Source organism: Mesorhizobium sp. B2-1-3A, assembly GCF_006442655.1.
Lineage (GTDB): Bacteria > Pseudomonadota > Alphaproteobacteria > Rhizobiales > Rhizobiaceae > Mesorhizobium.
The window spans coordinates 138,162-163,923 of the sequence record NZ_VFWK01000005.1 but is presented as its reverse complement, the minus strand read 5'-3'; the positions used below and the strand labels follow the sequence as shown (position 1 = coordinate 163,923).

The window sequence follows — 25,762 nt, the reverse complement described above, 5'->3', positions numbered from 1 at the left end:
AAGCGCGATCCGTAACACTTTGTTTCCTCGCCCGCCTTATCCACGGGGGCAGCGTCGCCAATAGCCGACGCACCCTCGACGCATGGAAGAAGGGGGACGCGCAGGAAAATGGGTTCGCCCTGGTCCGAATTGCTGGCCAATCTCGCGGTCGTTGCGATGTTCGTTTCGGTCTGGATCCACACGCATGTGTGGCTGGACCGCAGGCCGGCCGCTGTAAAGGCTACGGCTTTCGGCCTGCTGATGGGCGCCGGCGCCATCATCCTGATGCTGACACCCATGCAGTTGCAGCCGGGCGTCCTGGTCGATCTCAGGGCGACGATGATTGCCGTTGCCGGCTTCTTCGGCGGTCCTGTCGCCGGTATCGTCGCGGGGGTCATGGCCGGCGCCTTCCGCTCTTTCGAGGGTGGTGTCGGCGCCTTCGCCGGCGCGGTCGGCATCGCGGCCACCATGCTGGTCGGTATTGCCGGCAATCTTGCGCTCAGGGGCCGGTCGCCCGGCATGGGCGATATCATGATCCTGGGTGCCGCCACCGCATGCGGATCGCTGCTTGGCCTCAGCGTCCTGCCGCAGCCTGTTATCGAGACGGTTTTGCCGAAAGTGGTGTTTCCCTCCACATTGCTCATCTTTGTCTCCGTGGCGATGTCCGGGCTGGCGATCTACCAGGAGCGGCGGCGCATCGAGGCGCTGCAGTCGAGGCGCATCTTCAAGGCGGTGGTCGAGACCTTGCCCGACTGCCTCAATGTCAAGGACCTCGATGGGCGGTTCATCGCCGCCAATCCCGCAACGGCCGAACTGATGCAGGCGGCTGATACCAAGGCACTCATCGGCAAGACGGATTTCGACTTCTATCCGCCTGAAACGGCGCAGGAATTCCGCGAGGACGAGCTTGCGGTGCTGGCGTCCGGCGTCGCCTCCACCATCGAACAGCACGTGCACCATGAGGACGGCACCGATGCCTGGCTGGCGACGCTGAAGGCGCCGTTCTGCGACAAGGCCGGCACGATCGTCGGCCTGATCACGCACAATCGCGACATCACCCAGCGCAAGCAGCTGGAGACCGAACTGGCGGAAAGCCAGGCCAGGCTCGGAGACGCACTGACGCATATGGCGGACGGCCTGGTGATGTTCGACCCGGACGGCAGGCTGGTGCTGTGCAACGCGCAGTACCGCGCCCTGTTTCCGAAAACGGCCGACATAAGGGTGCCGGGCGCCGACTACCGCGATATTCTGCGCGCCTCGGTGGCGCGCGGCGAAAGCGTTACTCCATCGGACGCGATCGAGGAGTGGATCGCCGACATCATGGCCATGCAGACGATTGCCAACCATCGCCAGGTCCGGTTCGCCGACGGCCGCTGGCTCGACGTGCGGACCCGGCCGACTGGCGATGGCGGCAGCCTGAGTGTGTTTTCCGACATCACCGAAGCCAAGCAGGTCGAGGCCGAGTTGCTGGCGGCCAACGAGAAGCTGAACCTCCTGGCGCACCGCGACGGGCTGACCGAACTGTTGACGCGGCGCGCCTTCGACGAGGCGCTGGCGCGCGAATTCGGTCGCGGCCGGCGCACCATGGCGCCGCTCAGCCTGCTCATCATCGATGTCGACCGGTTCAAGCGGTTCAACGACCACTATGGCCATCCGGCTGGCGATGAATGCCTGCGCGCCGTCAGCCGCTGCATCGACGCCACGGCCCGCCGGCCCGGCGACTCGGCGGCCCGCTATGGCGGCGAGGAGTTCGCGCTCGTCCTGCCGGAAACCGACGCAAGGGGCGCCTTCGTCATCGCCGAAACGCTGCGGGCCAAGGTGCGCGACCTCGGGCTCGCGCATGCCGGCAGCGAAAAGGGCATTGTCACCGTCAGCATCGGGGTCGGCACGTTCGACGGCAGCGCTGACATCGAGATCGCCGATCTCCTGCGGCGCGCCGACGAGGCGCTCTATGGCGCCAAGGCTGCCGGACGGGACCGCGTGCATGGCTGGCGCCCGCATCTCAGCGAACCACGCGCGACGAGTTCCCAGCGCAAGGCGTGAGCCTTTTGGCTGTCACGGCCCTGTCATGGTCCGCTGCCATTAATCCATAAATCTGGATGAATGGATTGATGGACAAGATTTCGGCATTGCTGGCGCTCGCCGCGCTCGGCCAGGAGACAAGGCTGGAAGTGTTCCGGCTGCTGGTCCGGGCCGGGGCCGAGGGTGTGCCGGCAGGCGAGATCGGCATACGGCTGGGCACGGTGCAGAACACCATGTCGGCGCATTTGAAGATCCTCGGCCGGGCCGGGCTGGTGCGTGCCGAGCGCGAAGGGCGCAGCATACGCTATACGGCCGACATGACCGGGTTTCGCGATCTGCTCGCCTATCTGATGGAGGATTGCTGCAACGGCGCGCCGGAGCTTTGCCAGCCGATCATCCAGGCCGTGACCTGCAAATGTTGAGGCGGGAGTCATGACCGACATTCGACGCCGTCTCGCGGCCGAAGCGCTGGGCACCGCCATGCTGGTTGCCACGGTGGTCGGCTCGGGCATCATGGCCAGCCGGCTGACCGGCGATGTCGCACTTTCGCTGCTCGGCAACACCATTCCGACCGGCGCCATGCTGGTGGTGCTGATCACCACGCTGGGGCCGGTTTCCGGTGCCCATTTCAACCCGGCCGTCACGCTGGTTTTCGGGCTGCGGCGCGAGATCGGCTGGCCGGCGGCGCTGGGCTACATCACTGTCCAGATTGTTGGCGGCCTCGCCGGCACGCTGGTCGCCCATGCCATGTTCGACCTGCCCTTGCTCGAGGTGTCGGCGACGGTACGCAGCGGGCAGGGGCAGTGGCTGGCCGAACTGGTCGCGAGTTTCGGCCTGGTCTTCACCATCCTTGCCGGCTTGCGCTTCCGGAGCGACGCTATTCCGTGGCTGGTCGGGCTCTACATCACATCGGCCTACTGGTTCACGGCCTCGACCTCGTTCGCCAATCCGGCGGTGGCCATTGCCCGCGCCTTCTCGAACACGTTTGCCGGGATCCGGCCCTCCGATGTGCCGGCCTTCATAGCCGCGGAACTGGCGGGCGCGCTGCTGGCGCTGGCGCTTGCCGGCTGGCTGCTGGCCGAACCCCAGACCCTTACCGACAAGACCCCAACCCAGATGAAAGCCGCGCAATGACCATCACCATCTATCACAACCCGGCCTGTGGCACGTCGCGCAACACGCTGGCGATCATCCGCCAGTCCGGCGAGGCGCCGGAGGTGATCGAATATCTGAAGAACCCGCCGTCGCGTGAAAAGCTTGTCGAGCTGATCGCGGCGATGGGAATGACGCCGCGCGCGCTGCTGCGCGAGAAGGGCACGCCCTATGCGGAACTCGGCCTTGGCGATCCCAAATGGAGCGACGACGAGATCCTCGATTTCATGCTGGCGCATCCGATCCTGATCAACCGGCCGATCGTGGTGAGCCCGCTCGGCGTCGTGCTGGCCCGGCCGTCAGAAGCGGTGCTCGATTTCCTGCCCAATCCCGACATCGGCCCGTTCACCAAGGAGGACGGCGAGGTCGTCGTCGATGCCGCCGGCAAGCGGGTCGCCTGACTGCTATTTCGATATTCTTCGAAATAACCCTTGACGAGTCCTGTCGCCGGCCGCATGCTATTTCCATGAAACTCGAACAAGCAGCGAAGCAGCTGGAAGCACTCGGCAATCCGACGCGGCTGAACCTCTATCGTATCCTGGTGAGGGCCGGCGAGGCGGGCCGGCCGGTCGGCGTCCTGCAAGAAAGCCTCGGCATCGCCGCCTCAACGTTGTCGCACCATCTGCATCGCCTGATCCTGACCGGGCTGGTCAGCCAGGAGCGGCAGGCGACGACGCTGATCTGCCGCGCCAATTACCCCATGATGAACGATCTCATCGGCTTCCTGGCCGATGAATGCTGCGCCGATGCGGCTTGCAATCCGGCGGCGGATGACGCGGCCGCCTGATTTTTTTGCCTTTTATTTCGATAATACCGGAAGGATGGAAACTATGGCCACACGAGAAGATCCGCCAATCGCCGTCATCGGCGCCGGTCCGGTTGGGCTGGCGGCCGCCGTTCATCTCATGGCCCGGGGCCTGCCGGTAAAACTCTACGAGGCCGGCGGCGGCGTCGCGGCCAGCCTGCGCGATTGGGGTCATGTCCGGGTGTTCACGCCGTGGCGCTATTGCGTCGATGAGGCGGCCGGCCGGCTGCTCGAAAGCCAGGGATGGCGGATGCCGGACCCGGAAGCTTTTCCCACCGCCGATGAACTCGTCGCGCACTATCTCGAGCCGCTTGCCAGCCAACTCGCGCCGGCAATCGAGACCAATGCGCGTGTCGTGGCCATATCCCGCTGGGGCGCCGACAAGGTGCGCGGCAGCGAGCGCGGGGCGCGGCCCTTTATGCTCGTCGTCGAGACCGCCGACGGCACCAGGCGCGACAGCGCGCGGGCCGTCATCGACGCCTCCGGAACATGGCGCACGCCCAATCCTCTCGGCGCCGGCGGCATCGCGGCGGAGGGCGAGGCGGAGTTCGCCGACCGTATCGCCTACGGCATACCCGATGTCCTGGGCCGCGACCGGGCGCTTTATGCCGGCCGCACGACGCTGGTTGCCGGATCGGGCCATTCGGCGGCCAACGCCTTGCTCGACCTTGCCAGGCTGGCGGATGACGAACCCGGCACGGCTTTCATCTGGGCGGTGCGCGGAACCGACCTCGTGCGCATCTATGGCGGCGGCGATGCCGACCAGTTGCCGGCGCGCGGCGAACTCGGTGCCGATGTGCGCGACCTCGCTGAAAGCGGCCGCGTCCGGCTGGTGACGGGCTTTGCCACGCTTGCGATCCGCGAGCATGACGGCCGGCTGATCGTGGCGAGGCAGGGTGAGGAGGGCCTGATGCAACTGGGCCCCGTCGACCGCATCATCGCCGCGACCGGCCAGCGTCCGGACCTCTCGCTGACCAGGGAGCTCAGGCTCGATCTCGATCCATGGCTGGAAAGCGTCAAGGCCCTTGGTCCGCTCATCGATCCCAACGAGCATTCCTGCGGCGACGTGCCGCCGCACGGCCACCGCGAGCTCAGCCATCCGGAGCCCGGCTTCTACACGGTCGGCATCAAGAGCTATGGCCGCGCGCCGACCTTCCTGCTGTTGACCGGCTACGAACAGGTTCGCTCGGTCGCGGCGGCGATCGCCGGCGACATGGCGGCGGCCGACGCGGTGCAACTGGTGCTGCCCGAAACCGGCGTCTGCACGGTGCCGGCGGGCGGCGCTTCGCAGGGCTGTTGCGGCGGACCGGCGCCGGCGGCGATCGAAGCCTGCTGCGTGGCCGATGCCGACGCGAAGGCCGCCGGCAAAGGCGGCTGCGGCTGCACTGGCAAGATGGAAGCCGCCGAGTGAGCGACGGCAAGATCCCCGCTTCCGCCATCTGGGCGCTGGGCGCCACCCAGATCATCGGCTATGGCACGCTCTACTACAGCTACAGCATCCTGGCGCCGGCGGTGGCGGCAGAACTCGCCTGGTCGCAGCAATGGGTGTTCGCCGTGCTGTCGGTGTCGCTGCTGGCGAGCGCCATCCTGGCGCCGTTCGCGGGCAGCCTTGCGGACCGGGTCGGGGCAGGGCGCCTGATGGTGCCGGGATCGCTGGCGGCGGCGGGCGCGTTGCTGTTGTGCGCGCTGGCGCCGGGGCGTGCCGGCTTTGCCCTTGGCGTGCTGGCCATGGAGCTTGCCTCCTGCTTCGTGCTCTACAGCACGGCCTTCGTCGCCATCGTGCAGCTCGGCGGCGCGCGGCGCGCCATCACCCATCTCACCTTGATCGCCGGCTTCGCCTCGACCCTGTTCTGGCCCCTGACGACGCTGCTGCACCAGCATCTCGGCTGGCGCGAGGTGCTGGTTCTCTTTGCCGCGCTCAACGCCTTTGTCTGCCTGCCGATCCATTGGTGGCTGGCCCGGCTTCCGGGCGGCGCGGGCAAGGCGCGGGAGAAGATCGTCCCGATGACGTCAGGCCTGTCTGGTCCGGCGTCCGACCGGCGATGGTCGCCTCTGTTCATCCTGGTGCTGGCCGGATTTGCCATAGAGGGGTTCGTGCTTTCGGCTGTTCTCGTGCAGATGGTGCCACTGCTCACGCTGGTCGGCCTCGGCGGCGCCTCGGTGCTGGTCGCCAGCCTATTTGGCCCGTCGCAAGTGGCGAGCCGGCTGGTCAACATGCTGTTCGGCCGGGGCCTGTCGCAGACATCGCTGGCGCTCGGCGCGACCGCAGCCCTTGCCGGCGGCCTCGCGGTGCTGCTGGTGGTGGCGCCCTCCGTTCCCGGCGCCATGCTGTTTGCCGTGCTCTTCGGCTTCGGCTCGGGCCTGATGAGCATTGTCGGCGGCACGCTGCCGCTCGAATTGTTCGGCCAGGAGCGCTACGGTTCCTATGTCGGCTGGATCACGGCGGCGCGCCAGTTCAGTTCCGCCTTCGCCCCATTCGGCCTGACGCTGATGATATCAGGCCTCGGCGTCCTGCCGGCCTTGTGGCTCAATGTCGTGGTCGGCCTGTTCGGCATCGCGGCCTTCGCCGCCATCGCGCTGATCAGCCGGCAATCGCGCAAGGGTGCGGAGAGCGGCACGGCCGCGGTCGCGCCGCACGCGGCTGGATGATTGTCGCCGGTGCCCAGCCATCGGAATTTATGCGAGGCGCTGCCTTTGGTGCTGGGGCCGCAAGGGCTCGGGCGGATTTCGCTGACGGCCGTCGGTCGATCCGCCACCGGCAACGGCCGCATTGCCTTTGGCTGCGTGCCGGTCAAAGCTGCCTACAGCGCAATTTCTAGAGCGTTTCACCGTTTCATGGAAACGGTGAAACGCTCTAACTCTTTGTTTTGACGCAATTCCAGACGGAAAACCGCTAACACTTTTCCTGGAATTGCTCTAGAGCGTCCGCCCATGACTGGAATGTTTCCCGCCACCTCCATGCCTGACCGCGATTGGTGGGAGGCACTTTGGCCAGACCCGTCAGGGCTCTTGCTGTCGTTGGGCGTCGAGCCGGGCATGACGGCCCTGGACCTGTGCTGCGGCGATGGCTATTTCACCGCTCCGCTTGCGAAAATCGTCGGTGGCCGCGTCTATGCGCTCGATCTCGACCCGGCCATGATCGAGGCGGCCAAGGCCGAGGTGAAGCGGCTCGGCGTTTCGGTCCTGAAGTGGATTGTCGCGGATGCCGGCGAAGTCGCGGAACTGATACCCGAGAAGATCGACTTCGTGCTGATCGCCAACACCTTCCACGGAGTGCCCGATCAGCCGGCCCTCGTCAAAGCCGTCGCCCGTACGCTCAAGCCGCGCGGCCTGTTTGCGTTCGTCAATTGGCATCGGCTGCCGCGAGAGAGCACGACCGTGCTTGGTCAGCCGCGCGGCCCCAGGACGGAGATGCGCATGTCACCCGAAGCGGTGTCGGCGGTAATGGAGGCTGCCGGTTTCCGGCTTCTGCGAATGGTCGATCTGCCGCCGTATCACTACGGGGCGGTGTTCGAGCACAAGGCCGCTACCCCAGGGTAAACGCGCCGATGCTCCGGTAGAGGACATAGCCCGCGACGACAAAGATCAGGGCGGCGAAGATGCGGTTGAGCACGTTCTTGTAGGATGCCAGGCGGGTTGCCGCCAACATGCCGATCAAGCCGCCGCCAATACCGCCAACGATGAATTCGCCGGCCAACTGCCAGTCGACCATTCCCGATTGCGCGTAGTTGAAGGCCGTGGCGAGACCGAAGGCCGCGACGGCAAGCAGGGACGTGCCTATCGCATTGATCGTCGGCATTCCGGTGGCCAGGATCAGCCCGGGCACGATGAGGAAGCCGCCACCTATGCCGAAGAAGCCGGAGGCCGCGCCGGCGACGACGGCGACCGCAGCGGTCATCGCGCACATCTTGGCGTCGACGGGCCGGGCCGTGGTCGAGGCGCCGCGCCTGGGAAGGACCATCAAGCCGCCCACCACCAGCATCAGCAGCCCGAACAGGAAAAGCAGATGCGCCCCGTCGATCGACTTTCCAAGCGTCGATCCCGCCAGGGCCCCCACGGAACCCAGTGCGGCGAAGACAAGCGCGCAGCGCCACCAGACGTGACCCTTCAACGCATGGCTGCCGAAGTTCGCGAACGCGTTGGCGGCCACCGCAAGCGCGCCCGTGCCGATGGCGATGTGGGGTTGGGCGACGCCGATGACATAAAGCAGGAGCGGCGTGGCAAGGATCGATCCGCCGCCGCCGACAAGGCCAAGGGTGAAGCCGACCAGGCCGCCGGAGCCGACGGCGGCAACCAATGTCCCGGTCATGATGGTCTCCTGGGAAAGAAGCGGTCATGGACGATCATTCCCGCCAGCATGAAGGCCACGAAGACCAGGGTTGGCGTCAGACCAAGCGACAGCGAAGCCAGTGCCGGGCCGGGGCAAAACCCGCCCAGGCCCCAGCCAAGGCCGAAGATCGCCGAGCCGATGACAAGAGGGGTGTCGATCCGCGCGTTCATCGGCCAATGAAAGCGATCCGCCAGCAGCGGTCGCGACATCCGCCGGATCCAGGCCATGCCCGCCATCGCAACCGCGACGGCACCGCCCAGAACGAAGGCCAGGCTCGGATCCCACGCGCCAAAGACGTCGAGAAAGCCCTGGACGCGGACAGGATCGAGCATGCCCGACAGTGCCAGGCCGAATCCGAAAAGCGTGCCCGCGGCCAAGGCGGCGACAGGCTGTAGTTTGGTGTGTTTCACAAGACTGCTCCGCGCAGAACCGCGACAGCCGCGATGCCGCTCGCAAGGAACGTCACGACCGCGACGATCGAACGTGGCGACAGCCGGGCCAGCCCCATGACGCCATGACCGCTGGTGCAACCCGAGCCCATCCGGGACCCAAAGCCGACCAGCAATCCCGCAAGCATCACCAATGGCAGCGACGCCGTCACGGTCACGGCCGGCCAGTGACGGAAAGCCGTGAAGTACACCACCGGGCCAAGCAGCAATCCGGCGACGAAGGCGGCGTTTGTCCGGACATCGATGCCCTAGACCGCCCTGCCGACAATCCCGCTGACGCCGGCGATCCTGCCGTTCAGCATCAGCAGGATGGCCGATGAAAGACCGATGAGGGCTCCGCCGACAAGGGATACGAGATAGGAGGTCATGGCCGGCCGTCCGAACAGAAGATCGTGTAAAGTGCCGCAACCAATCGAGCGGCCTTTTCGGCAGTCAGCCGGTAGAAGATCTGTTTGCCGTCTCGCCGCGTTTCCACAATGTTGGCGTCGCGCAACACGGTCAGTTGCTGGGAAAGGTTCGGCTGATGGATGTCGAGCCTTTCTTCCAGCTGGCTGACCGAATACTCGCCTTCGACAAGGGTGCAGACGAGCATCAGCCGCATTGGATGCGCCAGTGTCTTCAGCAAGGCCGCCACTTCACCGGCGCGCGATTCCATGGCGGCGGGCGACATGTTAACCGTATCGGGCTGGATCTCGCTCACCATACTGCTCCCGGCAATGCATCGAGGGGAAATTTCAGATAGCGCGTACCGTTTGCTTCCGGCTCCGGCAGACGCCCGGCCTGAACGTTGACCTGCAGGGCATGCAGGATGAGCTTGGGCATCGGCAGCGTTCGGTCACGCGCCATGCGCAACCCGGCAAAGGCCTCTTCACTCATGCCCGCCAGGTGCGCATTGGTACGTTTCTGTTCGCCGACCGTGCTTTCCCATTTCGGCTCGCGTCCGCCCGGCTGGTAATCATGGCCCGTAAACAGGCGGGTTTCGTCCGGAAGCTCCAGGATCCTCTGGATCGATTTCCACAGGATGCGAGCGTCCCCACCGGGGAAATCGGCACGAGCCGTGCCGCTGTCGGGCATGAAGACGGTGTCGTGGACGAACGCCGCATCGCCGATCACGTAGGTGATCGACGCCAGGGTGTGACCGGGCGAGAACATCGCGCGCGCTTCGATGGAACCGACCTTGAAAGTGTCACCGTCCGAGAACAGCCTGTCCCACTGCGAACCGTCGACACGAAGTTCCGGCCAGTTGTAGATGCCTCGCCACAAGCGCTGGACATCGACCACCCGCGCTCCGATCGCGGTCGGGGCGCCCGTCTTCTCCTTCAGATACTGGGCGGCCGAAAGGTGATCGGCATGAGGATGGGTGTCGAGAATCCATTCGACGATCAACCCGTTCTCGGCGACATAGGCAAGCATAGCGTCGGCGTTACGCGTCGCGGTCGCTCCGGACTTCTCGTCGAAATCAAGAACCGGATCGACAATGGCGCATTTCCGGGTATCCGGGTCCGAAACCACATATTGCACGCTTCCTGTGCGGGGATCGTAGAACCCTTTCACGTCCGGTCGCAGCCGCCTGTGCGCTTCGAGCCATCGCGACGCCGCCGACAGGTCCAAGCCGAGTTTCGAGCCAAGAGCCTCGATGTGCCGGGGCGACATGCGGCCATCGAGGGCCTCGCCCAGCACATACAGGGTCAGGGCGCGGGTGCCGGACTTGCAATGAGCAAAGACCGGGCCGCCGGCATCGGCCATGGCCGCCTGGAAGGCCCGCACGTCCGCTTCCGTGATGGTCGGCATGGTGACGGGTATGAAGGTGTAGGAAACACCGGCGTGAGCGGCCGCCTCCCGCTCGGCGGCGTTTCCGGGCTGGGAGGCCTCCTCGCCGTCAGGTCGAGCGTTGATCATTCCCGCAAACCCGTGGCCCGCAAGCGACCGGACTTCGGGAATCGAGGGCTGAGGGCCGACGCTTAGCACGTCATTTACACGGATGATGGTCATGTTCGAGCACCTGCTTCAATATACAATTGCACATAATGTATAATGATGATTGGTGCAAGAGGTCCGCGCGGAAATGTGCGGCGGGTTGCCGAAGGTGGTCCGCAAACCACCTTGCGGGAGAGGGCGGACGGCGGCCCGCCTCAGAACTTGCGCGGGTCGATGCCCTTGGTGCCCGGGCCGTACGGGCTTGGATAGATCTCGCCGATGGTCATCAGTTCGATCTCGCCGTCGAGCGTCGAACCGATGATCTTCACCTCCGGATCGTCGCAGCAGAACTCCCAGATCACTTGCCGGCATTCGGCGCAGGGCACGCCCGAATAGGGACCGTGGCAGACGATGGCCTCGATCTGGCGCTCGCCCGCCGCCGCCATTTGCATCACGGCATTGCGCTCGGCATGGACCGATTGCTGGAGGGTGACGACCTCGACATTGCAGGCGGCGAAAAGCAGGCCCGATGCGGTGCGCACGGCCGAGCCGACCTTGTGATTGGAGTAGGGCGTGTAGGCCTTGTCGCGCGCTTGCGCCGCGGCGGTGACGAGCGCCTGGTCGGCACTCGAAAGCCTGTCGAAAGTGGTCTTCAGCATTGGTTTCTCCGCATCGGGGCTCCATCCCGCACTGATTCAGGATGGAGCCTTATCTTATTGCTTTTCCCGGTCTTTCGCTGGCTCAGGCCGGCTGCCGTTCCGATCGCGTGACAAGTCCCGCGACGAAGGGAACGACCGAGAGGATGAAGCCGACCAGCGAGGCTGGAATGCCGCCCGGCTCGCCCAGCAGCACCAGGATCGCGGTCGAGCCGGAGCCGATGACGATGGTCGCCAGCATCGACCAGGACGGAATGCGCCAGCCGAAAGTGGCCGACAGCACCGGCAGCAGCAGGCCCGGCACATAGACCGAGAAGCCGAGCATCAGGATGGTGACGATGCCGGGCACGCTGAGCGCCACGACCAGGGCGACGAGGCCGAGCACGAGCAGCAGGATGCGGCTGGTCCACAGCCTTTCCCGGTCGCTGGCATCTGGGCGCAGCCGCGAGATCACGTCGCGCTGCAGCGTGGTGGCTGTCACCAGCAGGGTCGTGCTCGCCGTCGACATCGCCACCGCCAGGAAGGCGGCGACCAGCACGCCGATGACGCCATGCGGCAGAAGCTGCACCATCAGGTCGGGCATGGCGTTGACCGGGTTGGTGTCGGCCGGCAGCAGCGCCTTGGCGGCGACGCCGAGGAAGGTGAGGATGACGCCGAACACGGCCATGATGAGAAAGCCGTTGATCATGCCCCGGCGCGCCGTGTCGGGCGAGTTGGCGGAAAAGACACGCTGGAAGCCGATCGTGTCGATGAAACCGGCGGGCAGGAGCAGGAACCAGACGAACAGCGTCGCCGGCGGCACGTTGGCGAACAGATTGTAGAAGCCGGGAATGTCCTTGGTCGCCTCATAGATGTGCGGCACGCCAGGCCCGAAGATGACGAACAGAGGCGCCACCACGCCGATGACGATCAGGAAGATGACGGCCTGCAGCACGTCGGTCGCCACCACGGCAAGGAAGCCGCCGAGCATGGTGTAGACGATGACGACGAGGAAGGCGACGATGGCGCCGGTCTTCGGATCCATGCCGGAGAACAGCGTGAACACCATGGAGATGCCGAACACCTGGGCCGCCGCCCAGGCGAGATAGTTCCAGCTCGTCACCAGCGAGGCGGCGACGCGCACTGAATCGGGATATTCCTGAGCGACGATGTCGGGCGTCGTCACATGCATGCGCTGGCGCACGATCTTGGCCAGGAAGATGCCCATCAACAGCAGGCCGATCGGGAAGGTGAACCACCACCAGGTTCCCGATATGCCGTAGCGCACGACCATTTCGGGCGTGCCGAACAGGCCGGCCAGGCCCGTCCAGGAGGCGAAGGCGGAGATGGTCAGCCATAGCGGCCCCATGCGCCGGCCGGCGACGATGTAGTCTTCCTCGGTCTTGATCGAGCGGGCGAAGAACAGCCCGATGCCGGTGACCGCCACGAGATAGATGGCGACGACAGCTATATCCAGATTTCCCATTTCGTACCCCTTCACATGCAAAGCCGATGGCGCGCCGCATGCCCTGGGGCGCGCCGCGCTGCTGTCCGTTGCCCCTTCTCATGGGGGCTTGACGACCCTCTGCAAGATTTGTCACATGCAAAAAACTTTTTTGCAAGTGCTGAATCTGGATCGTGATCGGAGACTTCGAATGACCCAAGCCCAGGCCAATCCGGCGACCCCCGAGCTGGTCGAGCGCGGTGGCGCCCGCATCGCCTGGATCCGCTCGCGCATGGCGTTGCTGGCCGGACTGCGCGGGGAATTCCGCCGCACGCGGCCCTTTGCCGGCCGGCGCATCGGCGTGTCGCTGCATGTCGAGCCCAAGACGGCGGTGCTGCTGGAAGTGCTGGCCGAAGGCGGCGCCGAGATCGTCGGCACCGGCAATCACGGGTCGACCCAGGATGATGTCGTCGCCTTCCTGCAGAGCCAGGGCATCGGCATTTTCGGCCGCCGCGCCGACTCGCTCGCCGACCATCACGCCAATCTGGCGCGGGTGCTGGACGCTGAGCCCGACATGCTGCTCGACAATGGCGCCGACCTCGCCGCCGGCATCGTCGAGCGGGGCAGGGCGGCGTCCATACTGGGCGGCACCGAGGAGACGACCTCGGGCGGCGACCGGCTGCGCGGCGAACTGGCCGGCAAGGTGCCGTTCCCCTCCATCGTCATCAATGACAGTCCGCTGAAGGCGATCGGCGAGAACAAGCACGCGGTCGGCCAGTCGGTGGTGGAAAGCTTCATGCGCATCACCAACCTGATGATCCCCGGCCGGCGCTTCTGCGTCATCGGCTATGGCTGGTGCGGGCGCGGCATCGCGCAGTATTTGCGGGCGCTGGGCGGCCGCGTGGCCATCGTCGAAATCGACGAGATCAAGGCGCTGGAGGCGGCACTCGACGGCTACCGCGTGGCTCCGCTCGCCGACCTTGCACCGTGGGCGGAAGTGTTCATCACCGCCACCGGCCGCGCCGGCGTGCTGCCGGCGCAAGCGATCGCCGTCATGCAGGACGGCGCGGTGCTGGCCAATTCCGGGCATTTCCCGTGGGAGATCGACACCGAAGGTCTCAACGCCATGACCACGTCCGCCACCGACCTGGACGGCACGCTGCGGCGCCTCGACCTTGCCAATGGACGCCATGTCATCCTCGTTGCCGAGGGGCGCATGTTCAACCTTGCCGGCGTCGAGCCGAAGGGCAATTCGATCGAATCCATGGATATCGGCTTCATGCTGCAGGCGCTGTCGCTGGAGCGGGTGGCCAGGGGCGAGGGATTTGTGGGGGGCGCGCAGCCCGTGCCCGACGACATCAACCGGCGCATCGCCCGGCTGATGACGGCTACGATGGGGGCCGCCTTGTAACTATAGTAAGCCCTTGATTCTGGTTCTGAAGGATTGTGGGGCATGGCTGGCAAGACCGCGGAAGCGCCGGATTATTCGGTACCGGCCCTGGAAAAGGCGTTCGACATCATCGAACTGCTGGCCGAGCAGAAGGACGGGCTGAACCAGGGCCAGATTTCCGAAGCGGTCGGCCGCTCCATCCACCAGATATACCGCGTGCTGCAAGCGCTGGAGCGGCGCGGCTACATCTTCCGCGACCGCCCGGCCGGGCTCTATTTCCTGTCGCCGCGCCTCTTCGAACTGGCGCACCGGCACGAGCCGTTGCGTGGCCTCGTCCAGGCGGCGCTGCCGTCGATGCGGCGGCTCTCCGACGCCATCCAGCAATCCTGCAATCTCGGCGTCCACAATGCCGGAAGGGTGCTGATCCTGGCGCAGGTGGAAAGCCCGGCGGCGTTCGGCTTCCGTGTCCGCGTCGGCGCCGAGTTTCCGCTGTTCGGCACCGCGACAGGCCGCACGCTGATGGCTTTCCAGCCGCAGGACAGAGTCAGCCAATGGCTGCAAGCCTCTGGTATCCCTGACGAAAAGGCCGAAATGCGCGATGCGCTCTCCCGCATCCGCGCCGCCGGCCATGAGGAAGTGGCGGACGGGCTGCAGCCGGGCGTCATCGATCTTGCCTTTCCGGTCATCGGGCCGTTCGGCCAGTCGGTCGCGGCACTCACCGTGCCCTATGTGGCGACCACCTACAGCATGCTCGACCTTGCCACCGTGCGCCGCCACGCGGCGGAGGCGGCGCGGGAGATCGCGCTGGTGCTGGCGCCCGAGCCGGCGCAATGACACTGCCGGGGACGTCACCGGCAAGCGGTTCTCTGTCATGTCCAGCTGAGGACGATCCAGCCCAGCACCGCGTATCGCGCCGTTTTGCCGATCGTGACCAGCACAAGGAAGCTCCAGAACGGTTCGCGCAACACGCCGGCGACGACCGTGAGCGGGTCGCCGACGATCGGCAGCCAACTGGCCAGCAACGACCATCTGCCGTAGCGATGGTACCATTTCGAGGCGGATTGAAGGGCGGCCGGCGTGACCGGAAACCAGCGGCGACCCGAGAAGCGCAGGATTTCCCGGCCAAGGAACCAGTTGATCACGGCGCCCAGGACATTTCCCGCGCTGGCGACTGCGAGCAGCAGCAGGGCCGAATAGGCCTTGCTGGCCAGCATGACGGCCAGAACGGCCTCCGACTGGGCAGGAAGGATCGTGGCCGCGACCAGGGCGCTCAGGAACAGGCCGGCATAGGCGCAAAACGCAGTCAGCTGTCTACCTGTGCGGGTGGGTGCAGGATGGTGCCTCGCTACCCTCCAGGGCCGGATCTTGCAAGTGTGGTCTGTTGGATGATGCGGCGCGCGGATGCGGTCCTTTTGACGGCCGGCCACGCCTGGCGTGGTCCCGGCCGCGCCGCTGCCGCGACCGCGCGGATCCCGCGCCCGTGAACGGTTCCACCGCCGCCGCGCCGATCGTCAAGTCGATCGCCATCGATGCCGGCCCGGCTGAGGTCTGGCGGGTGCTGACGACGCCAGGGATGATTCCGCAATGGATGTCGGACGAGGACCTGACCGTCAGCCTGCAGGGACATGAAGGCGGTACGATCGTGATACGCGGCGTGCTGCATGGAATGCCGTTCGAAAACCACGGCACCGTGCGGGTGTTCGAGCCGGAGAGGCGGTTCGCCTACAGCTACTGGAGCACGCTGTCGGCCTCGCGCCTGGCGGACCTGCCTGAGAACCACACGGTTGTCAGCTTCGCCCTGGCGCCGGCGAATGGCGGAACGCTGCTGACGCTGACGCTCAGCGATTTCGCCGAACCGGCGATCCGCCCGCATGCCAATCTCTATTGGGGGCCGACCTTGCGGATCCTGAAGGCGGTCTGCGAAGGGCGGTCATGACGACAGTCAGTCAGTCGGGATGAAGCGCAGGGTGCCTGCTCGGCGCGTCGGCCTACCGGTGTCGTTCGTATGATTGACGCCATCCATGACAGGCACCTCCGGGAAATCGAATGGGCTTACCCCGTCCAGGCAAGCCACGTTCACGGCATACAGGTTCTGGTTCGAACGTCGTTGATGATGTGTGTATATTCCGCAGCGGGAACAGAAGAAGTGCTGCGCCGATCCGGTATGGAAGCGATATGTCGTCAGGGCATCCTCCCCCTGCAGGATCCTGACCCCGCCCATTTCAGCCATGACGACGACGGCGCCTCGCATCCGGCAGTAAGAACAGGTGCAGCGCCGGATCGAGTTGAACCCGTCGCTGAGCGTCGCCTCGAAACGCACCGCGCCGCAATGGCACTGGCCAGCCCGAAGGTTCGTGTCACCCACCATGTTGCCTGTGTCTCCTGTTCGGTCACTTCTACGTCGGGTCCTGGCAAGAGGACAAGAACGTCTCGGCGACGTTAGGCGGCCAGTTGGTCGTTGCCGGCAGTGTCGTCGGCCTTGCACCAGAGCGCGTCGTGTCGCGCAAAATCTCTTGACTGACTGGTCACTCTTTTATAAACCGCGCTGCAAATCCAGGAGAAAACCGTGGCCAGACCGAAAAGCGAGGACAAGCGCAGCGCCATTCTGGCGGCGGCCACGCGTGTCATCGCGGCCCAGGGTCTGAGTGCGCCAACGGCTGTTGTCGCGAAGGAGGCGGGTGTCTCCAATGGCTCGCTGTTCACCTATTTCGAGACCAAGGCCGACCTGCTCAACCAGCTCTATGTCGAGTTGAAGACGGAGATGGCCGCCGCTTCCCTCGATGGACTTCCGACTGAAAGCGACGTCCGCACGCAGATGCGCCATGTGTGGTTCGGCTCGCTGCAATGGGCGACATCTTGGCCGCAAAAGCGCCGGACGCTCGCGCATCTGGCGGTCTCGGACGACATCACGCCGCAAAGCCGTGAGATCGGGCACCGGACCATGGCCGGCGTGGCGAAATTGTTGGAGCAGAGCCGCGCGGAAGGCCCCATGCGCGATGTTCCGATCGCTCTTGTCGCCACGCTGATGACAGGGGTGGCCGACGCCGTCGTCGATTTCATCATCCGGGATCCTGCCAATGCGGAGAAGCATTGCGCGGACTCGTTCGACGCGATGTGGCGCATGATCGCCTAAAAAAAATTCGCTGATTAATGACTGACTAGACAGACAATTATAAAGGAGACGCAGATGACCGGACGACCGGCTTTCGTCATCACAGGCCCGACCTCGGGCATAGGCCGCTTCACGGCACTCGAACTGGCCAAGCACGGCACCGTGGTGCTGGTTGGCCGCGACCAGCGCAAGCTCGGCGATGTGCGCAAGATCATTGCGGGACGAGGTCAGCATGCCGTGTCCGTGGTGTGCGACCTGGCCGATCCCCAGAGTGTGAGCAGGGCCGTGGCCGAGATCGTCGCTCTGGATCTTCCCATGGCCGGCCTGCTCAACAATGCCGGCATCATGCCGCTAGGCGCCCGGCAGAACGCGCTTGGCTGGGACCTGGCGTTCGCCACAAACCATCTCGGTCCGTTCGCGCTGACCGAAGCGCTCGTGCCGCATCTTCCCGACGGCGCCAATGTCGTCTTCATCGCCTCGGGGGTCGAAGACCCTGAACGCAGGCCGGCCCGGATTGCCGGTTTTCGCGGCGGCCGCTTCGTCAGCGTGGAAGCCAGCGCGCGCGGGGAGTGGCTGCGGGGCGGCTCGACGATGCCAGGTGCGGATGCCTACGCCACGTCGAAGCTGTGCATTCTCGCATCGGCCATGGCGTTCGCGCGCGAGACGCCGCGTCTGCGCTTCAATGCCGTCGAACCGGGATTCGCACCGGCGACTGGACTCGGGCGCGATGCCAATGTGTTGCTGCGCTACCTGCTGCTGCCTGTCCTGTCGCTGGTCGCCCCTTATGTCAAATACTGGAGCACGCCAAAGCGGGCGGCCCGCGTCATAACCAAGGCCTTGCTCAATCCATCAGGGGCGACCGGCGTCTATTACGATGAGCTCGGTGAGCCTATGCTCGCCTCGACGCTTGCCCGTGACCCGCAATTCCAGGATCGCGTGGTTGCCGAGACCCGGGATTTTCTTGCCAAGGTAATAGCTTAGGCGATGAAGTTGGAGCTTCAAGCCGCCTTGGGGTGCCGGGCCAGCGCGCGGATGCGGTCGGCGACCTTGCTGTCGATCGGGTTGTAGACGGTCAGGTTCAAATCCGGCCTGCCGTCGACCGCGAAAGACGAGTATTCCAGTTCGATGTCCCCCAGTTCCGGGTGCTTCAGGCGCTTTGTTCCGTCGCCATGGGCGAGCACGTCGTTCTCCCGCCACAGGGTGGCGAATTCGGGGCTGCCGTTGCACAGTTCGTCCACCAGCTGGGTGACCTCGGAGACCGCGCCGGCGCGCGCGGCGTCGGCGCGGAAGGCGCCGACCACGAAACGGGCGAGGTTTTGCCAATCGTGCTGCTTGGCGCGAATGTGGGGCGTGAGGAACATGAAGCGCAGGACGTTGCGCCGGCCGGCGGGGATGGTGCTGTAGTCGGTCAGCACGACCTCAGCGGCGCGGTTCCAGGCAACGACGTCCCAGGTCGCGGTCTTGACCAGAGCCGGGCTGGCATCGAGCGTGTCGATGAGGCGTTGCAGCCGGGGGCTGACGCCTTCGTCGCCCCGGTAGCGAACCTCGGGCGGGCGGCCGAGCCCGAGCATGAAGAGATGTTCGCGCTCCGCCTCGGTCAAAAGCAGCCCCTTGGCGATGCGGTTCAGCACATCGGCCGAGGGCGCGCCGCCGCGGCCCTGTTCCAGCCATGTGTACCAGGTCGGGCTGATGTTGGCGCGCTGGGCGACTTCTTCGCGGCGCAGCCCCGGCGTGCGCCGGCGGCCGGAAAAGCCGAACGAGGCGGGGTCGAGCCGGGTGCGCCGGTCTTTCAGGAAGGCTGCGAGTGAACCGGGGGAAGGCATTCTGTCAGGCACCCTGTTAAAGATTATACCATGATAAGGTCACTACTTTAATGGAATAATAGACCGTCGATATTACGCAGGCAACCGCAGGAGATTTTGCATGCGTATCTTTTTGACCGGCGCGACCGGCTTCATCGGCTCGGCCATCGTTCCCGAACTCATCAAGGCCGGCCACCAGGTGGTCGGCGTCACCCGCTCCGAGGCAGGCGCCGAGGCACTCGCTGCGGCAGGTGCCGAGGTGCATCGCGGAACCCTCGAAGAGCCGGAGGGCCTGCGCGACGGCGCGGCGAAGGCGGATGCCGTGATCCACACGGCGTTCGACCATGATTTTTCGCGGTTTGCGGAAAATTGCGAAAAGGACAAGCGCGTTATCGCGGCCCTTGGCGCGGCGCTGGCCGGATCCGACCGGCCGCTGGTGATCACGTCGGGCGTCGGCATGGGCAGCCCGGGACATGGCCAGCTGGCGGTCGAGGATGTCTTCAATCCCAGCCATCCCAACCCGCGCATCGCCTCGGAACTCGCCGGCAATGCCTTGCTGGAGGCCGGTGTCAATGTGTCGGTGGTGCGCCTGCCGCAGGTGCACAATCCGGTCAAGCAGGGGCTCATCTCGCCGCTGATCGAGATCGCGCGGCAGAAAGGCGTTTCGGCCTATGTCGGCGAAGGCCGCAACCGCTTTTCGGCAGGCCATGTCCTGGACGCGGCGCGCCTCTACAGGTTGGCCGTGGAAAAGCGGCAGCCGGGCGCGCGCTATCACGCGGTCGGCGAGGAAGGCGTCGAAGTGCGCGCGATCGCCGAGGCGCTTGGCCGGGGCCTCAACCTGCCGGTCGTCTCGATCGCGCCGGAAAAGGCGGCGGAGCATTTCGGCTGGATGGCGATGTTCGCCCCCATGGACCTGCCTGCCTCCAGCGCGCTGACCCAGGCACGGCTCGGCTGGCACCCGACCGGCCCGACGCTGATCGCCGATCTGGATGCGATGCGGTACTGAGGGGCATAGCACCGTTCGAGGTTGGCGGAAGCCTCCCCGACTTCGTCATCCACGGGCGAAGCAGGAGCGAAGCTCCGTCGCGGAGACCCGAGGATCCATGCCGTGACGTTGAACGAATGTGCAGCGGAGCAGAATTCTGCACCGTGGCGGGGCTCAGGAGTCCCGGCATGGATCCTATGGTCTGCGCTGCGTCGCTTCGCTCCTTGCTCCGCCATAGGATGACGATGATGGAGGCCTGCGGTTCGTCAATGCAGGCACACCCGGCCATTAGACTTCTGTGCCAAGCTACTGGCGGAAGACGGTTCCTCCTGTTCGGGATCATGCAGCGCTGACGGCATAGCGCAGGTGGATCACCCCATGCGCCAGCGTTTCGCAAGATGTCAGCGACAGCTGCGCCCTGCCGGCGAGGCCGCTTTCGCCGAACTCGACAAAGCCCTGGTTTGCCGCCCGCGCATCGAGCGCGGGGGCGACCAGCAGGCTCAACTCATCGACAAGCCCGGCCGCGAAGAAGGAGCCGTTGATGCCGGCGCCGCCTTCGAGCAGCAGCCGGCGGATGCCGAGTTCGCGCCCGAGCACATCGAGCATTGCGGCGAGATCGAGCTCGGCCGTTTCCGACACGATGTAGGACACGCCGTCGCCGATAAGTTCCGCCAGATGGCTGTCGGAGACGCCGTGCCCGAGCAGCACCACGACATGGTCGCCGCCGACATCCGGCTTGGCAAAATGGAGTTTGCCGGAGGCATCGAGCGCAACCGCATAGGGTCCCGCATTGCGTTGCGCGAAATGATGCGGCCGCTCGACCTTGCCGGCATGTGCCGGCGGGTGCGCGCCGGCCTTGCTCATCTCGGCCATGGTGACGCGGCCGACGATCCAGGCGTCGCCTTCGAGGTCGCCGTGGATCTGTTCATACAGGCCTGACCACTCGGCCCGGGTCCCGTCCGGGCTGGCGGTGTAGCGGCTGGGGTGAAGGCCGCCATCGAGCGAGGCGAGCATATGGCAGATGATGTGCGGCTTCATGCGGGTTCTCCAACTGGTGTCCAAACAAAAAGCCCGCCACCTCCTGGGCAACGGGCTTCCCGCGAAGCGCGATAGTGTCTGGCTACCACCATCAATTGGTGCGGCGAGGCACCCTGTCAACCGGCCACGGGCCGTGTGACGGCGGCCAAAGGAATCGCAATCAATCAATCTGCGGCGGCGGTGAGAGTGGTATCGGCTCGGCGGCGAGCGCACCAAGTTTACCGCGCCTGACTATCCGCGGCGGCTCATAAGTCTTTTTCATGCTGGGAATCCCCGTTGGCCCTCAAACCGCGCTAAACTGCCGGGCCGATGGCGATTGTCAACCCGCCTGACAGAAGTTACCCGGTTGGTTAGCCTCTGTTGCCCAAACGCAATAGTGCGGTATCCCGGAGTACCGTCTGCCATGCATTGTCATGGCGCATTGCGCTCTGGCCGGTGTGTTCCAGGTGATGCAAGGTCGGCTCGCCCTTGCCTGCCGGGAATCCAAAAATCCGACAATTCCGATAATTCGTCGCCCGGCAGTGTTATATCGATGTTGCACAAATGGTTGACCCTGGGTTAGCATCCCTTTGCTGATGCCGATGGGAGGCAGTTTTTTGCAACGGCGATCAGCTGGAGCGGCATGCGCCATCGGGCGCAAGGAGGATGCTCCAACACTTTGAACCGACGCATGATCCCTTCCTGAAACCGTCCCGGTTTCCGGGGCCGTGCGTTCTTGTGGAGGAGGATCAACCATGAACAGACGTGAATTCCTGATGACGTCCGTGGCCGCGGGCGCGATGGTGCTGGCCGCACGTTCGGCGTTCGCCGAGGACAAGCTCACCATACTGGGCTCGGTGCCCAATCTCGGCTTTCCGTTCTTCGTGCACATGTTGAACGAGATCAAGGCGGAAGCGCAGGCGCAGGGCGTGAACCTGACCGAGAGCGACGGCCAGAATTCGGCCACCAAGCAGACAGCGGACATCGAGGCGGCCCTGGTGCAGAAGGTCAACGCCATCGTGATTTCGCCGCTCGACGTCAACGCGCTGGCGCCGGCCATCGAGGAAGCCGTCAAGGCCGGCGTTCCCGTGGTGACGATCGACCGCCGCGTCGACGGTGTCCAGGGCATACTGGCCCATGTCGGCGCCGACAATGTGAAGGGCGGCGAGGCGGAAGCGCAGGCGGTCGTGGCGGCGTTCCCCAATGGCGCCAAGCTGTTCCACTTGCAGGGCCAGCCGGGCGCCGGTCCGGCCATCGACCGCAACAAGGGCGTGCACAATGTGCTCGATCCCCTGAAGGACAAGTACCAGATCATTTTCGAGCAGACCGCCAACTTCGCCCGCGCCGAAGCGCTGTCGGTGACGGAAGCCGGCCTTGCCGCCAACGGCAAGCCGGACGCCATCATCTGCGCCAATGACGACATGGCGCTCGGCGCGCTCGAGGCGTGTGCGGCGCGCAACTTCACCGACGTCAAGATCTACGGCTTCGACGCGCTGCCGGAAGCGCTGGTCGCGGTCCGCGACGGCAAGCTCGCCGGCACGGTCGAACAGTTCCCCGGCCAGCAGTCGCGCACCGCCGTGCAGATCGCGGTCGCCTACGCCAAGAACAAGACCGAGCCGAAGGAGAAGCTGGTGCTGTTGACGCCGATCGTCATCGGCAAGGACAATCTCGACAAGGCCGAGAGGCTGAACGAGACGAAGTAGAACTTGGCGGGGAAAGGCTCATTGGCAAGGTTGGTAGGACAGCGCCCCCCTCTGTCCTGCCGGAGATCTCCCCCCCTTGGGGGGAGGTCGGCAACTTATTCGACCGCGCCTTTCTTGCGACGTTTGAGATTGGCGAAAGCCGGCGTGACATCCAATCTCCCCCCTCGTGGGGGAGATGTCCGGCAGGACAGAGGGGGGCGCTGTCCCGCTGCCTGCTGTAATCCGGGAGCAACCCTTGCCAGCTGAAGCCGCACCTGTCCTGCTTGCCGTCGAAGGGGTCACCAAGCATTTCGCCGGTGTCACCGCGCTGAGCGACGTCTCCCTCGATGTCTGTCCCGGCGAAATCCTCGGCCTGCTTGGCGAGAATGGTGCCGGCAAATCGACGCTGCTGAAAATCCTGTCCGGCGTCATGCCGCCATCCAGCGGGCGCATCACTTTCGACGGCGCCGACTATGCGCCTTCCAGCCCGCAGGATGCCAAGCGGCTCGGCATCGTCACCATCTACCAGGAACTCAGCCTGATCCCGACGCTGACGGTGGCGGAGAACATTTTCATCGGCCGCGCGCCGGTCGGGCCGCTCGGGCTGGTGAGCTGGCGCAAGATGGAGGATGACTCTCGCGCCATCATCGCCCGCGTCGGGCTTTCCATCGATCCGATGACGCCGGTCTCGGCGCTGTCGGTGGCCGAGCAGCAACTGGTCGAGATCGCCCGCGCGCTGTCGCTGAAAAGCCGGCTGATCATCATGGACGAGCCGACCTCGGCGCTGACCGAGACCGAGGTGCAGCGGCTTTTGTCGATCATGGACCGGCTGCGCCAGGACAAGGTCGCCATCATGTTCGTCACCCACCGGCTGGAGGAGGCGTCCGCCATCTGCGACCGCATGACGGTGCTGCGCGACGGCCGGCTGGCCGGGCATCTCGACCGCGACAAGGGACGGCCGATCCAGTTGCCGCGGATCATCGAGAAGATGGTCGGCCGCGCGGCTTCCGAACTTTACGCGCGACCTGCGCAGCGCGCGGTGGCCGGCGATGTCGTGTTGTCGGTGCGCGGCCTGCGCACCGTGCGCGACCCGGAGGCGCCGCATGCCATCGTGCTCGACGGCGTCGACATCGACCTCAAGGCGGGCGAGATCCTCGGCGTCGCCGGCCTTGTCGGTTCCGGCCGCACGGAACTGGCGCGCGCCATCTTCGGGGCCGACCGCATCGCGGCGGGAACGATCACGCTTGAGGGCAAATCCATCGCACCGGCCTCGCCGGCCGACGCCATTGCGCTCGGCATCGGCCTGGTGCCGGAGGACCGCAAGCACCAGGCGATCTTTGCAGCCCTCGGCATCTTGCCGAATTTCTCCGTCGCCTCGCTCGGCGCATTCAGCAATGGTTTCGGTTTCATGGCCGAGCGGCGCGAGCGCGATGCGCTTTCGGGTTTCAGGAAAATGCTGTCGATCCGCATGGCGTCCGCCGAGCAGGCGATCGAAGGCCTGTCGGGCGGCAACCAGCAGAAGGTGATCCTGGCGCGCTGGCTGGCACGCGATCCCAAAGTGCTGATCGTCGATGAGCCGACGCGCGGCGTCGATGTCGGCGCCAAGGCGGAGGTGCACCAGATCCTGGCGCAATTGGCGGCGCGCGGCATCGCGGTGATGATGATCTCGTCCGAACTGCCCGAGGTTCTGGCGGTGTCGGACCGCATCGTCACCATGCGGCGGGGGCGCATCACCGGCGAAATGCCTAGCGTCGAGGCAAACGAGGAAAAACTGATGGAACTGATGGCGCTCGACAGCCAAGATGCGCTGAGCCAGGACGCGCAGGAACAGCCAGCGGAGGGGCAGGCACGATGAGCATCGCCGAAGAGCAGAGCCAGCGCGGCGGCGTGACGATCGCGCGGCTGTTGATGAGTTTCGGGCCGCTGCTGTTCCTCGCGGCGCTGGTCATCGTGTTCACCGTGCTGAAGCCGAGCTTCATCGATCCGATCAACCTGTTCAACATCACCAGGCAGATCTCGATCACCGGGCTGATCGCGCTCGGCATGACCTTCGTCATCCTCACTGCCGGCATCGACCTGTCGGTCGGCTCGCTGCTGGCCTTCTGCGGCATGGTGGCCGCCGTCGTCGCCAAGGGCGGGGCGGCCAACACGCTGTCGCTGTCGACATCAGGCACGCAGGGCTATGGCTGGTTCGCCGCGCTGCTCGCCGCCGTCATCGTCGGTGCCGCCGCCGGCGGCGTGCAGGGGCTTGCCATCACCCGGCTGAAAGTACCGCCTTTCGTCGTCACGCTGGGCGGGCTGACGGTGTTTCGCGGGCTGACGCTGACCATCTCCAATGGCGGCCCGATCTCGGGCTTCGACGCCTCGATGCGCTGGTTCGGCACCGGCCTGATCGGCCCGGTGCCGGTGCCGGCGATCATCTTCGCCATTGCCGCCATCCTGTGCCACATCGTGCTGCGCTACACGCGCTATGGCCGCGCCGTCTATGCCGTCGGCGGCAATGCGGAGGCCGCACGCCTGTCCGGCCTGCGCGTCGACCGCATCCTGGTCTCGGTCTATGTCATCGTCGGCTTCTTCGCCGGCCTTGCCGCCTTCGTGCTGTCGGCCAGGCTGAACTCTTCCGAAGCTGTGGCCGGCATCGGCTATGAGCTGACGGTCATCTCCGCCGTCGTCATCGGCGGCACCTCGCTGTTCGGCGGCATCGGCTCGGTGGGCGGCACAGTGGTGGGCGCGGCGTTGATCGGCGTGCTGCAGAACGGGCTGCAGTTCAACAACGTCTCGTCCTACACGCAGAGCATCGTGATCGGGCTCATCCTGATCCTGGCGGTGGCGTTCGACCGCTGGCTGAAGTCGCGGGTGAGAAGGTAGGGACGAGAGGTCTGCGCGAGGCGCCCCCCTCTGTCCTGCCGGACATCTCCCCCACCAGGGGGGAGATCGGATGCCATACGGCCTTCGCCAATTTTCAGCGCTGAAGAAAAAGCGATGCCGACGAAACTGCCAATCTCCCCCCTTGTGGGGGAGATGTCCGGCAGGACAGAGGG

At 65.5% G+C, this 25,762-nt stretch carries 28 protein-coding genes and 1 pseudogene; 18 read left to right on the top strand and 11 right to left on the bottom strand.

The window, feature by feature from the left end:
* Positions 1-108: 108 nt before the first annotated feature.
* From FJ977_RS21025 to FJ977_RS20985, 9 genes are all read left to right on the top strand, one after another.
* The gene (locus tag FJ977_RS21025; protein WP_140774124.1) at positions 109-2,022 is read left to right on the top strand and encodes a diguanylate cyclase; all 1,914 of its coding nucleotides are present in this window, start codon (positions 109-111) and stop codon (positions 2,020-2,022) included.
* Positions 2,023-2,090: 68 nt separating this feature from the next.
* Positions 2,091-2,423 carry a helix-turn-helix transcriptional regulator gene (locus FJ977_RS21020; protein WP_140774123.1) on the top strand — a complete coding sequence of 111 codons (333 nt, stop codon included), beginning with the start codon at positions 2,091-2,093 and terminating at the stop codon, positions 2,421-2,423.
* A gap of 10 nt (positions 2,424-2,433) precedes the next feature.
* On the top strand, positions 2,434-3,135 hold the full coding sequence (locus FJ977_RS21015) for an MIP/aquaporin family protein (RefSeq protein WP_140774122.1): 702 nt from the start codon (positions 2,434-2,436) through the stop codon (positions 3,133-3,135).
* Entirely contained in the window at positions 3,132-3,554 is a 423-nt protein-coding gene (gene arsC, locus FJ977_RS21010) for an arsenate reductase (glutaredoxin) (protein WP_140774121.1), read from the top strand. Before FJ977_RS21015 ends, arsC begins: the two co-directional genes overlap by 4 nt.
* Before the next feature lie 65 nt (positions 3,555-3,619).
* Positions 3,620-3,940 (top strand): metalloregulator ArsR/SmtB family transcription factor, encoded by a 321-nt coding sequence (locus tag FJ977_RS21005; protein WP_140774120.1) that lies wholly within the window; start codon positions 3,620-3,622, stop codon positions 3,938-3,940.
* A gap of 43 nt (positions 3,941-3,983) precedes the next feature.
* Positions 3,984-5,369 carry an NAD(P)-binding protein gene (locus FJ977_RS21000; protein ID WP_140774119.1) on the top strand — a complete coding sequence of 462 codons (1,386 nt, stop codon included), beginning with the start codon at positions 3,984-3,986 and terminating at the stop codon, positions 5,367-5,369.
* Positions 5,366-6,607: an arsenite efflux MFS transporter ArsK gene (gene arsK / locus FJ977_RS20995; RefSeq protein WP_140774118.1), complete on the top strand. Its 1,242-nt coding sequence runs from the start codon at positions 5,366-5,368 to the stop codon at positions 6,605-6,607. Before FJ977_RS21000 ends, arsK begins: the two co-directional genes overlap by 4 nt.
* On the top strand, positions 6,608-6,829 hold the full coding sequence (locus tag FJ977_RS20990) for a hypothetical protein (protein WP_140774117.1): 222 nt from the start codon (positions 6,608-6,610) through the stop codon (positions 6,827-6,829).
* A 60-nt stretch (positions 6,830-6,889) separates the two neighbouring features.
* A complete protein-coding gene (locus tag FJ977_RS20985) occupies positions 6,890-7,498 on the top strand; it encodes a class I SAM-dependent methyltransferase (RefSeq protein WP_140774116.1) in 609 nt (202 codons plus the stop codon).
* Here the strand turns inward: FJ977_RS20985 and FJ977_RS20980 are convergent.
* The 7 genes and pseudogenes from FJ977_RS20980 to FJ977_RS20950 all read right to left on the bottom strand — a co-directional run bounded on the left by FJ977_RS20980 (position 7,485) and on the right by FJ977_RS20950 (position 12,775).
* Entirely contained in the window at positions 7,485-8,267 is a 783-nt protein-coding gene (locus FJ977_RS20980) for a sulfite exporter TauE/SafE family protein (protein ID WP_140774115.1), read from the bottom strand. The genes FJ977_RS20985 and FJ977_RS20980 overlap by 14 nt on opposite strands.
* Positions 8,264-8,698, bottom strand: a complete 435-nt coding sequence (locus tag FJ977_RS20975) for a YeeE/YedE family protein (RefSeq protein ID WP_140774114.1) — start codon at positions 8,696-8,698, stop codon at positions 8,264-8,266. The genes FJ977_RS20980 and FJ977_RS20975 overlap by 4 nt, the downstream gene beginning before the upstream one ends.
* A pseudogene (locus FJ977_RS20970) lies at positions 8,695-9,105 on the bottom strand (YeeE/YedE family protein). Before FJ977_RS20970 ends, FJ977_RS20975 begins: the two are co-directional and overlap by 4 nt.
* Positions 9,102-9,440 (bottom strand): sulfite-sensing transcriptional repressor BigR, encoded by a 339-nt coding sequence (gene bigR, locus FJ977_RS20965; protein ID WP_140774113.1) that lies wholly within the window; start codon positions 9,438-9,440, stop codon positions 9,102-9,104. The pseudogene FJ977_RS20970 and the gene bigR overlap by 4 nt, the downstream one beginning before the upstream one ends.
* On the bottom strand, positions 9,434-10,729 hold the full coding sequence (blh, locus tag FJ977_RS20960) for a bifunctional sulfur transferase/dioxygenase Blh (RefSeq protein ID WP_140774112.1): 1,296 nt from the start codon (positions 10,727-10,729) through the stop codon (positions 9,434-9,436). The genes bigR and blh overlap by 7 nt, the downstream gene beginning before the upstream one ends.
* 140 nt (positions 10,730-10,869) lie before the next feature.
* Positions 10,870-11,313 (bottom strand): cytidine deaminase, encoded by a 444-nt coding sequence (locus FJ977_RS20955; RefSeq protein ID WP_140774111.1) that lies wholly within the window; start codon positions 11,311-11,313, stop codon positions 10,870-10,872.
* 82 nt (positions 11,314-11,395) lie between these two features.
* Positions 11,396-12,775 (bottom strand): sodium:solute symporter family protein, encoded by a 1,380-nt coding sequence (locus tag FJ977_RS20950; RefSeq protein ID WP_140774110.1) that lies wholly within the window; start codon positions 12,773-12,775, stop codon positions 11,396-11,398.
* Positions 12,776-12,944: 169 nt separating this feature from the next.
* Here FJ977_RS20950 and FJ977_RS20945 point away from each other — a divergent pair, with 169 nt between their 5' ends.
* Entirely contained in the window at positions 12,945-14,144 is a 1,200-nt protein-coding gene (locus tag FJ977_RS20945; RefSeq protein ID WP_140774109.1) for an adenosylhomocysteinase, read from the top strand.
* 42 nt (positions 14,145-14,186) lie between these two features.
* On the top strand, positions 14,187-14,957 hold the full coding sequence (locus FJ977_RS20940; RefSeq protein WP_140774108.1) for an IclR family transcriptional regulator: 771 nt from the start codon (positions 14,187-14,189) through the stop codon (positions 14,955-14,957).
* 35 nt (positions 14,958-14,992) lie between these two features.
* Here FJ977_RS20940 and FJ977_RS20935 read toward each other — a convergent pair whose 3' ends face one another.
* Entirely contained in the window at positions 14,993-15,430 is a 438-nt protein-coding gene (locus tag FJ977_RS20935; RefSeq protein ID WP_140774724.1) for a YqaA family protein, read from the bottom strand.
* Between the two features lie 173 nt (positions 15,431-15,603).
* Here FJ977_RS20935 and FJ977_RS20930 point away from each other — a divergent pair, with 173 nt between their 5' ends.
* A complete protein-coding gene (locus tag FJ977_RS20930; protein ID WP_140774107.1) occupies positions 15,604-16,059 on the top strand; it encodes an SRPBCC domain-containing protein in 456 nt (151 codons plus the stop codon).
* Between the two features lie 6 nt (positions 16,060-16,065).
* Here the strand turns inward: FJ977_RS20930 and FJ977_RS20925 are convergent, their stop codons facing one another.
* Positions 16,066-16,491 carry a GFA family protein gene (locus tag FJ977_RS20925; protein WP_140774106.1) on the bottom strand — a complete coding sequence of 142 codons (426 nt, stop codon included), beginning with the start codon at positions 16,489-16,491 and terminating at the stop codon, positions 16,066-16,068.
* Positions 16,492-16,689: 198 nt separating this feature from the next.
* On the opposite strand from FJ977_RS20925, the gene FJ977_RS20920 reads away from it, so the two are divergent.
* Positions 16,690-17,256, top strand: a complete 567-nt coding sequence (locus FJ977_RS20920; protein ID WP_140774105.1) for a TetR/AcrR family transcriptional regulator — start codon at positions 16,690-16,692, stop codon at positions 17,254-17,256.
* 54 nt (positions 17,257-17,310) lie between these two features.
* A complete protein-coding gene (locus FJ977_RS20915) occupies positions 17,311-18,216 on the top strand; it encodes an SDR family NAD(P)-dependent oxidoreductase (protein ID WP_140774104.1) in 906 nt (301 codons plus the stop codon).
* 17 nt (positions 18,217-18,233) lie between these two features.
* Here the strand turns inward: FJ977_RS20915 and FJ977_RS20910 are convergent, their stop codons facing one another.
* Positions 18,234-19,058 (bottom strand): helix-turn-helix transcriptional regulator, encoded by an 825-nt coding sequence (locus FJ977_RS20910; RefSeq protein ID WP_181179993.1) that lies wholly within the window; start codon positions 19,056-19,058, stop codon positions 18,234-18,236.
* Positions 19,059-19,158: 100 nt separating this feature from the next.
* Between FJ977_RS20910 and FJ977_RS20905 the strand changes: the two genes are divergently transcribed.
* The gene (locus FJ977_RS20905; protein ID WP_140774102.1) at positions 19,159-20,043 is read left to right on the top strand and encodes an SDR family oxidoreductase; all 885 of its coding nucleotides are present in this window, start codon (positions 19,159-19,161) and stop codon (positions 20,041-20,043) included.
* A gap of 318 nt (positions 20,044-20,361) precedes the next feature.
* Here the strand turns inward: FJ977_RS20905 and FJ977_RS20900 are convergent, their stop codons facing one another.
* Entirely contained in the window at positions 20,362-21,060 is a 699-nt protein-coding gene (locus FJ977_RS20900) for a RibD family protein (RefSeq protein WP_140774101.1), read from the bottom strand.
* Between the two features lie 734 nt (positions 21,061-21,794).
* Here FJ977_RS20900 and FJ977_RS20895 point away from each other — a divergent pair.
* The 3 genes from FJ977_RS20895 to FJ977_RS20880 all read left to right on the top strand — a co-directional run bounded on the left by FJ977_RS20895 (position 21,795) and on the right by FJ977_RS20880 (position 25,589).
* Positions 21,795-22,742, top strand: coding sequence for a substrate-binding domain-containing protein (locus tag FJ977_RS20895; protein WP_140774100.1), 948 nt, complete (start codon positions 21,795-21,797; stop codon positions 22,740-22,742).
* A gap of 235 nt (positions 22,743-22,977) precedes the next feature.
* On the top strand, positions 22,978-24,576 hold the full coding sequence (locus tag FJ977_RS20885) for a sugar ABC transporter ATP-binding protein (protein ID WP_140774099.1): 1,599 nt from the start codon (positions 22,978-22,980) through the stop codon (positions 24,574-24,576).
* Positions 24,573-25,589 (top strand): ABC transporter permease, encoded by a 1,017-nt coding sequence (locus tag FJ977_RS20880; RefSeq protein WP_140774098.1) that lies wholly within the window; start codon positions 24,573-24,575, stop codon positions 25,587-25,589. Before FJ977_RS20885 ends, FJ977_RS20880 begins: the two co-directional genes overlap by 4 nt.
* Positions 25,590-25,762: the final 173 nt, after the last annotated feature.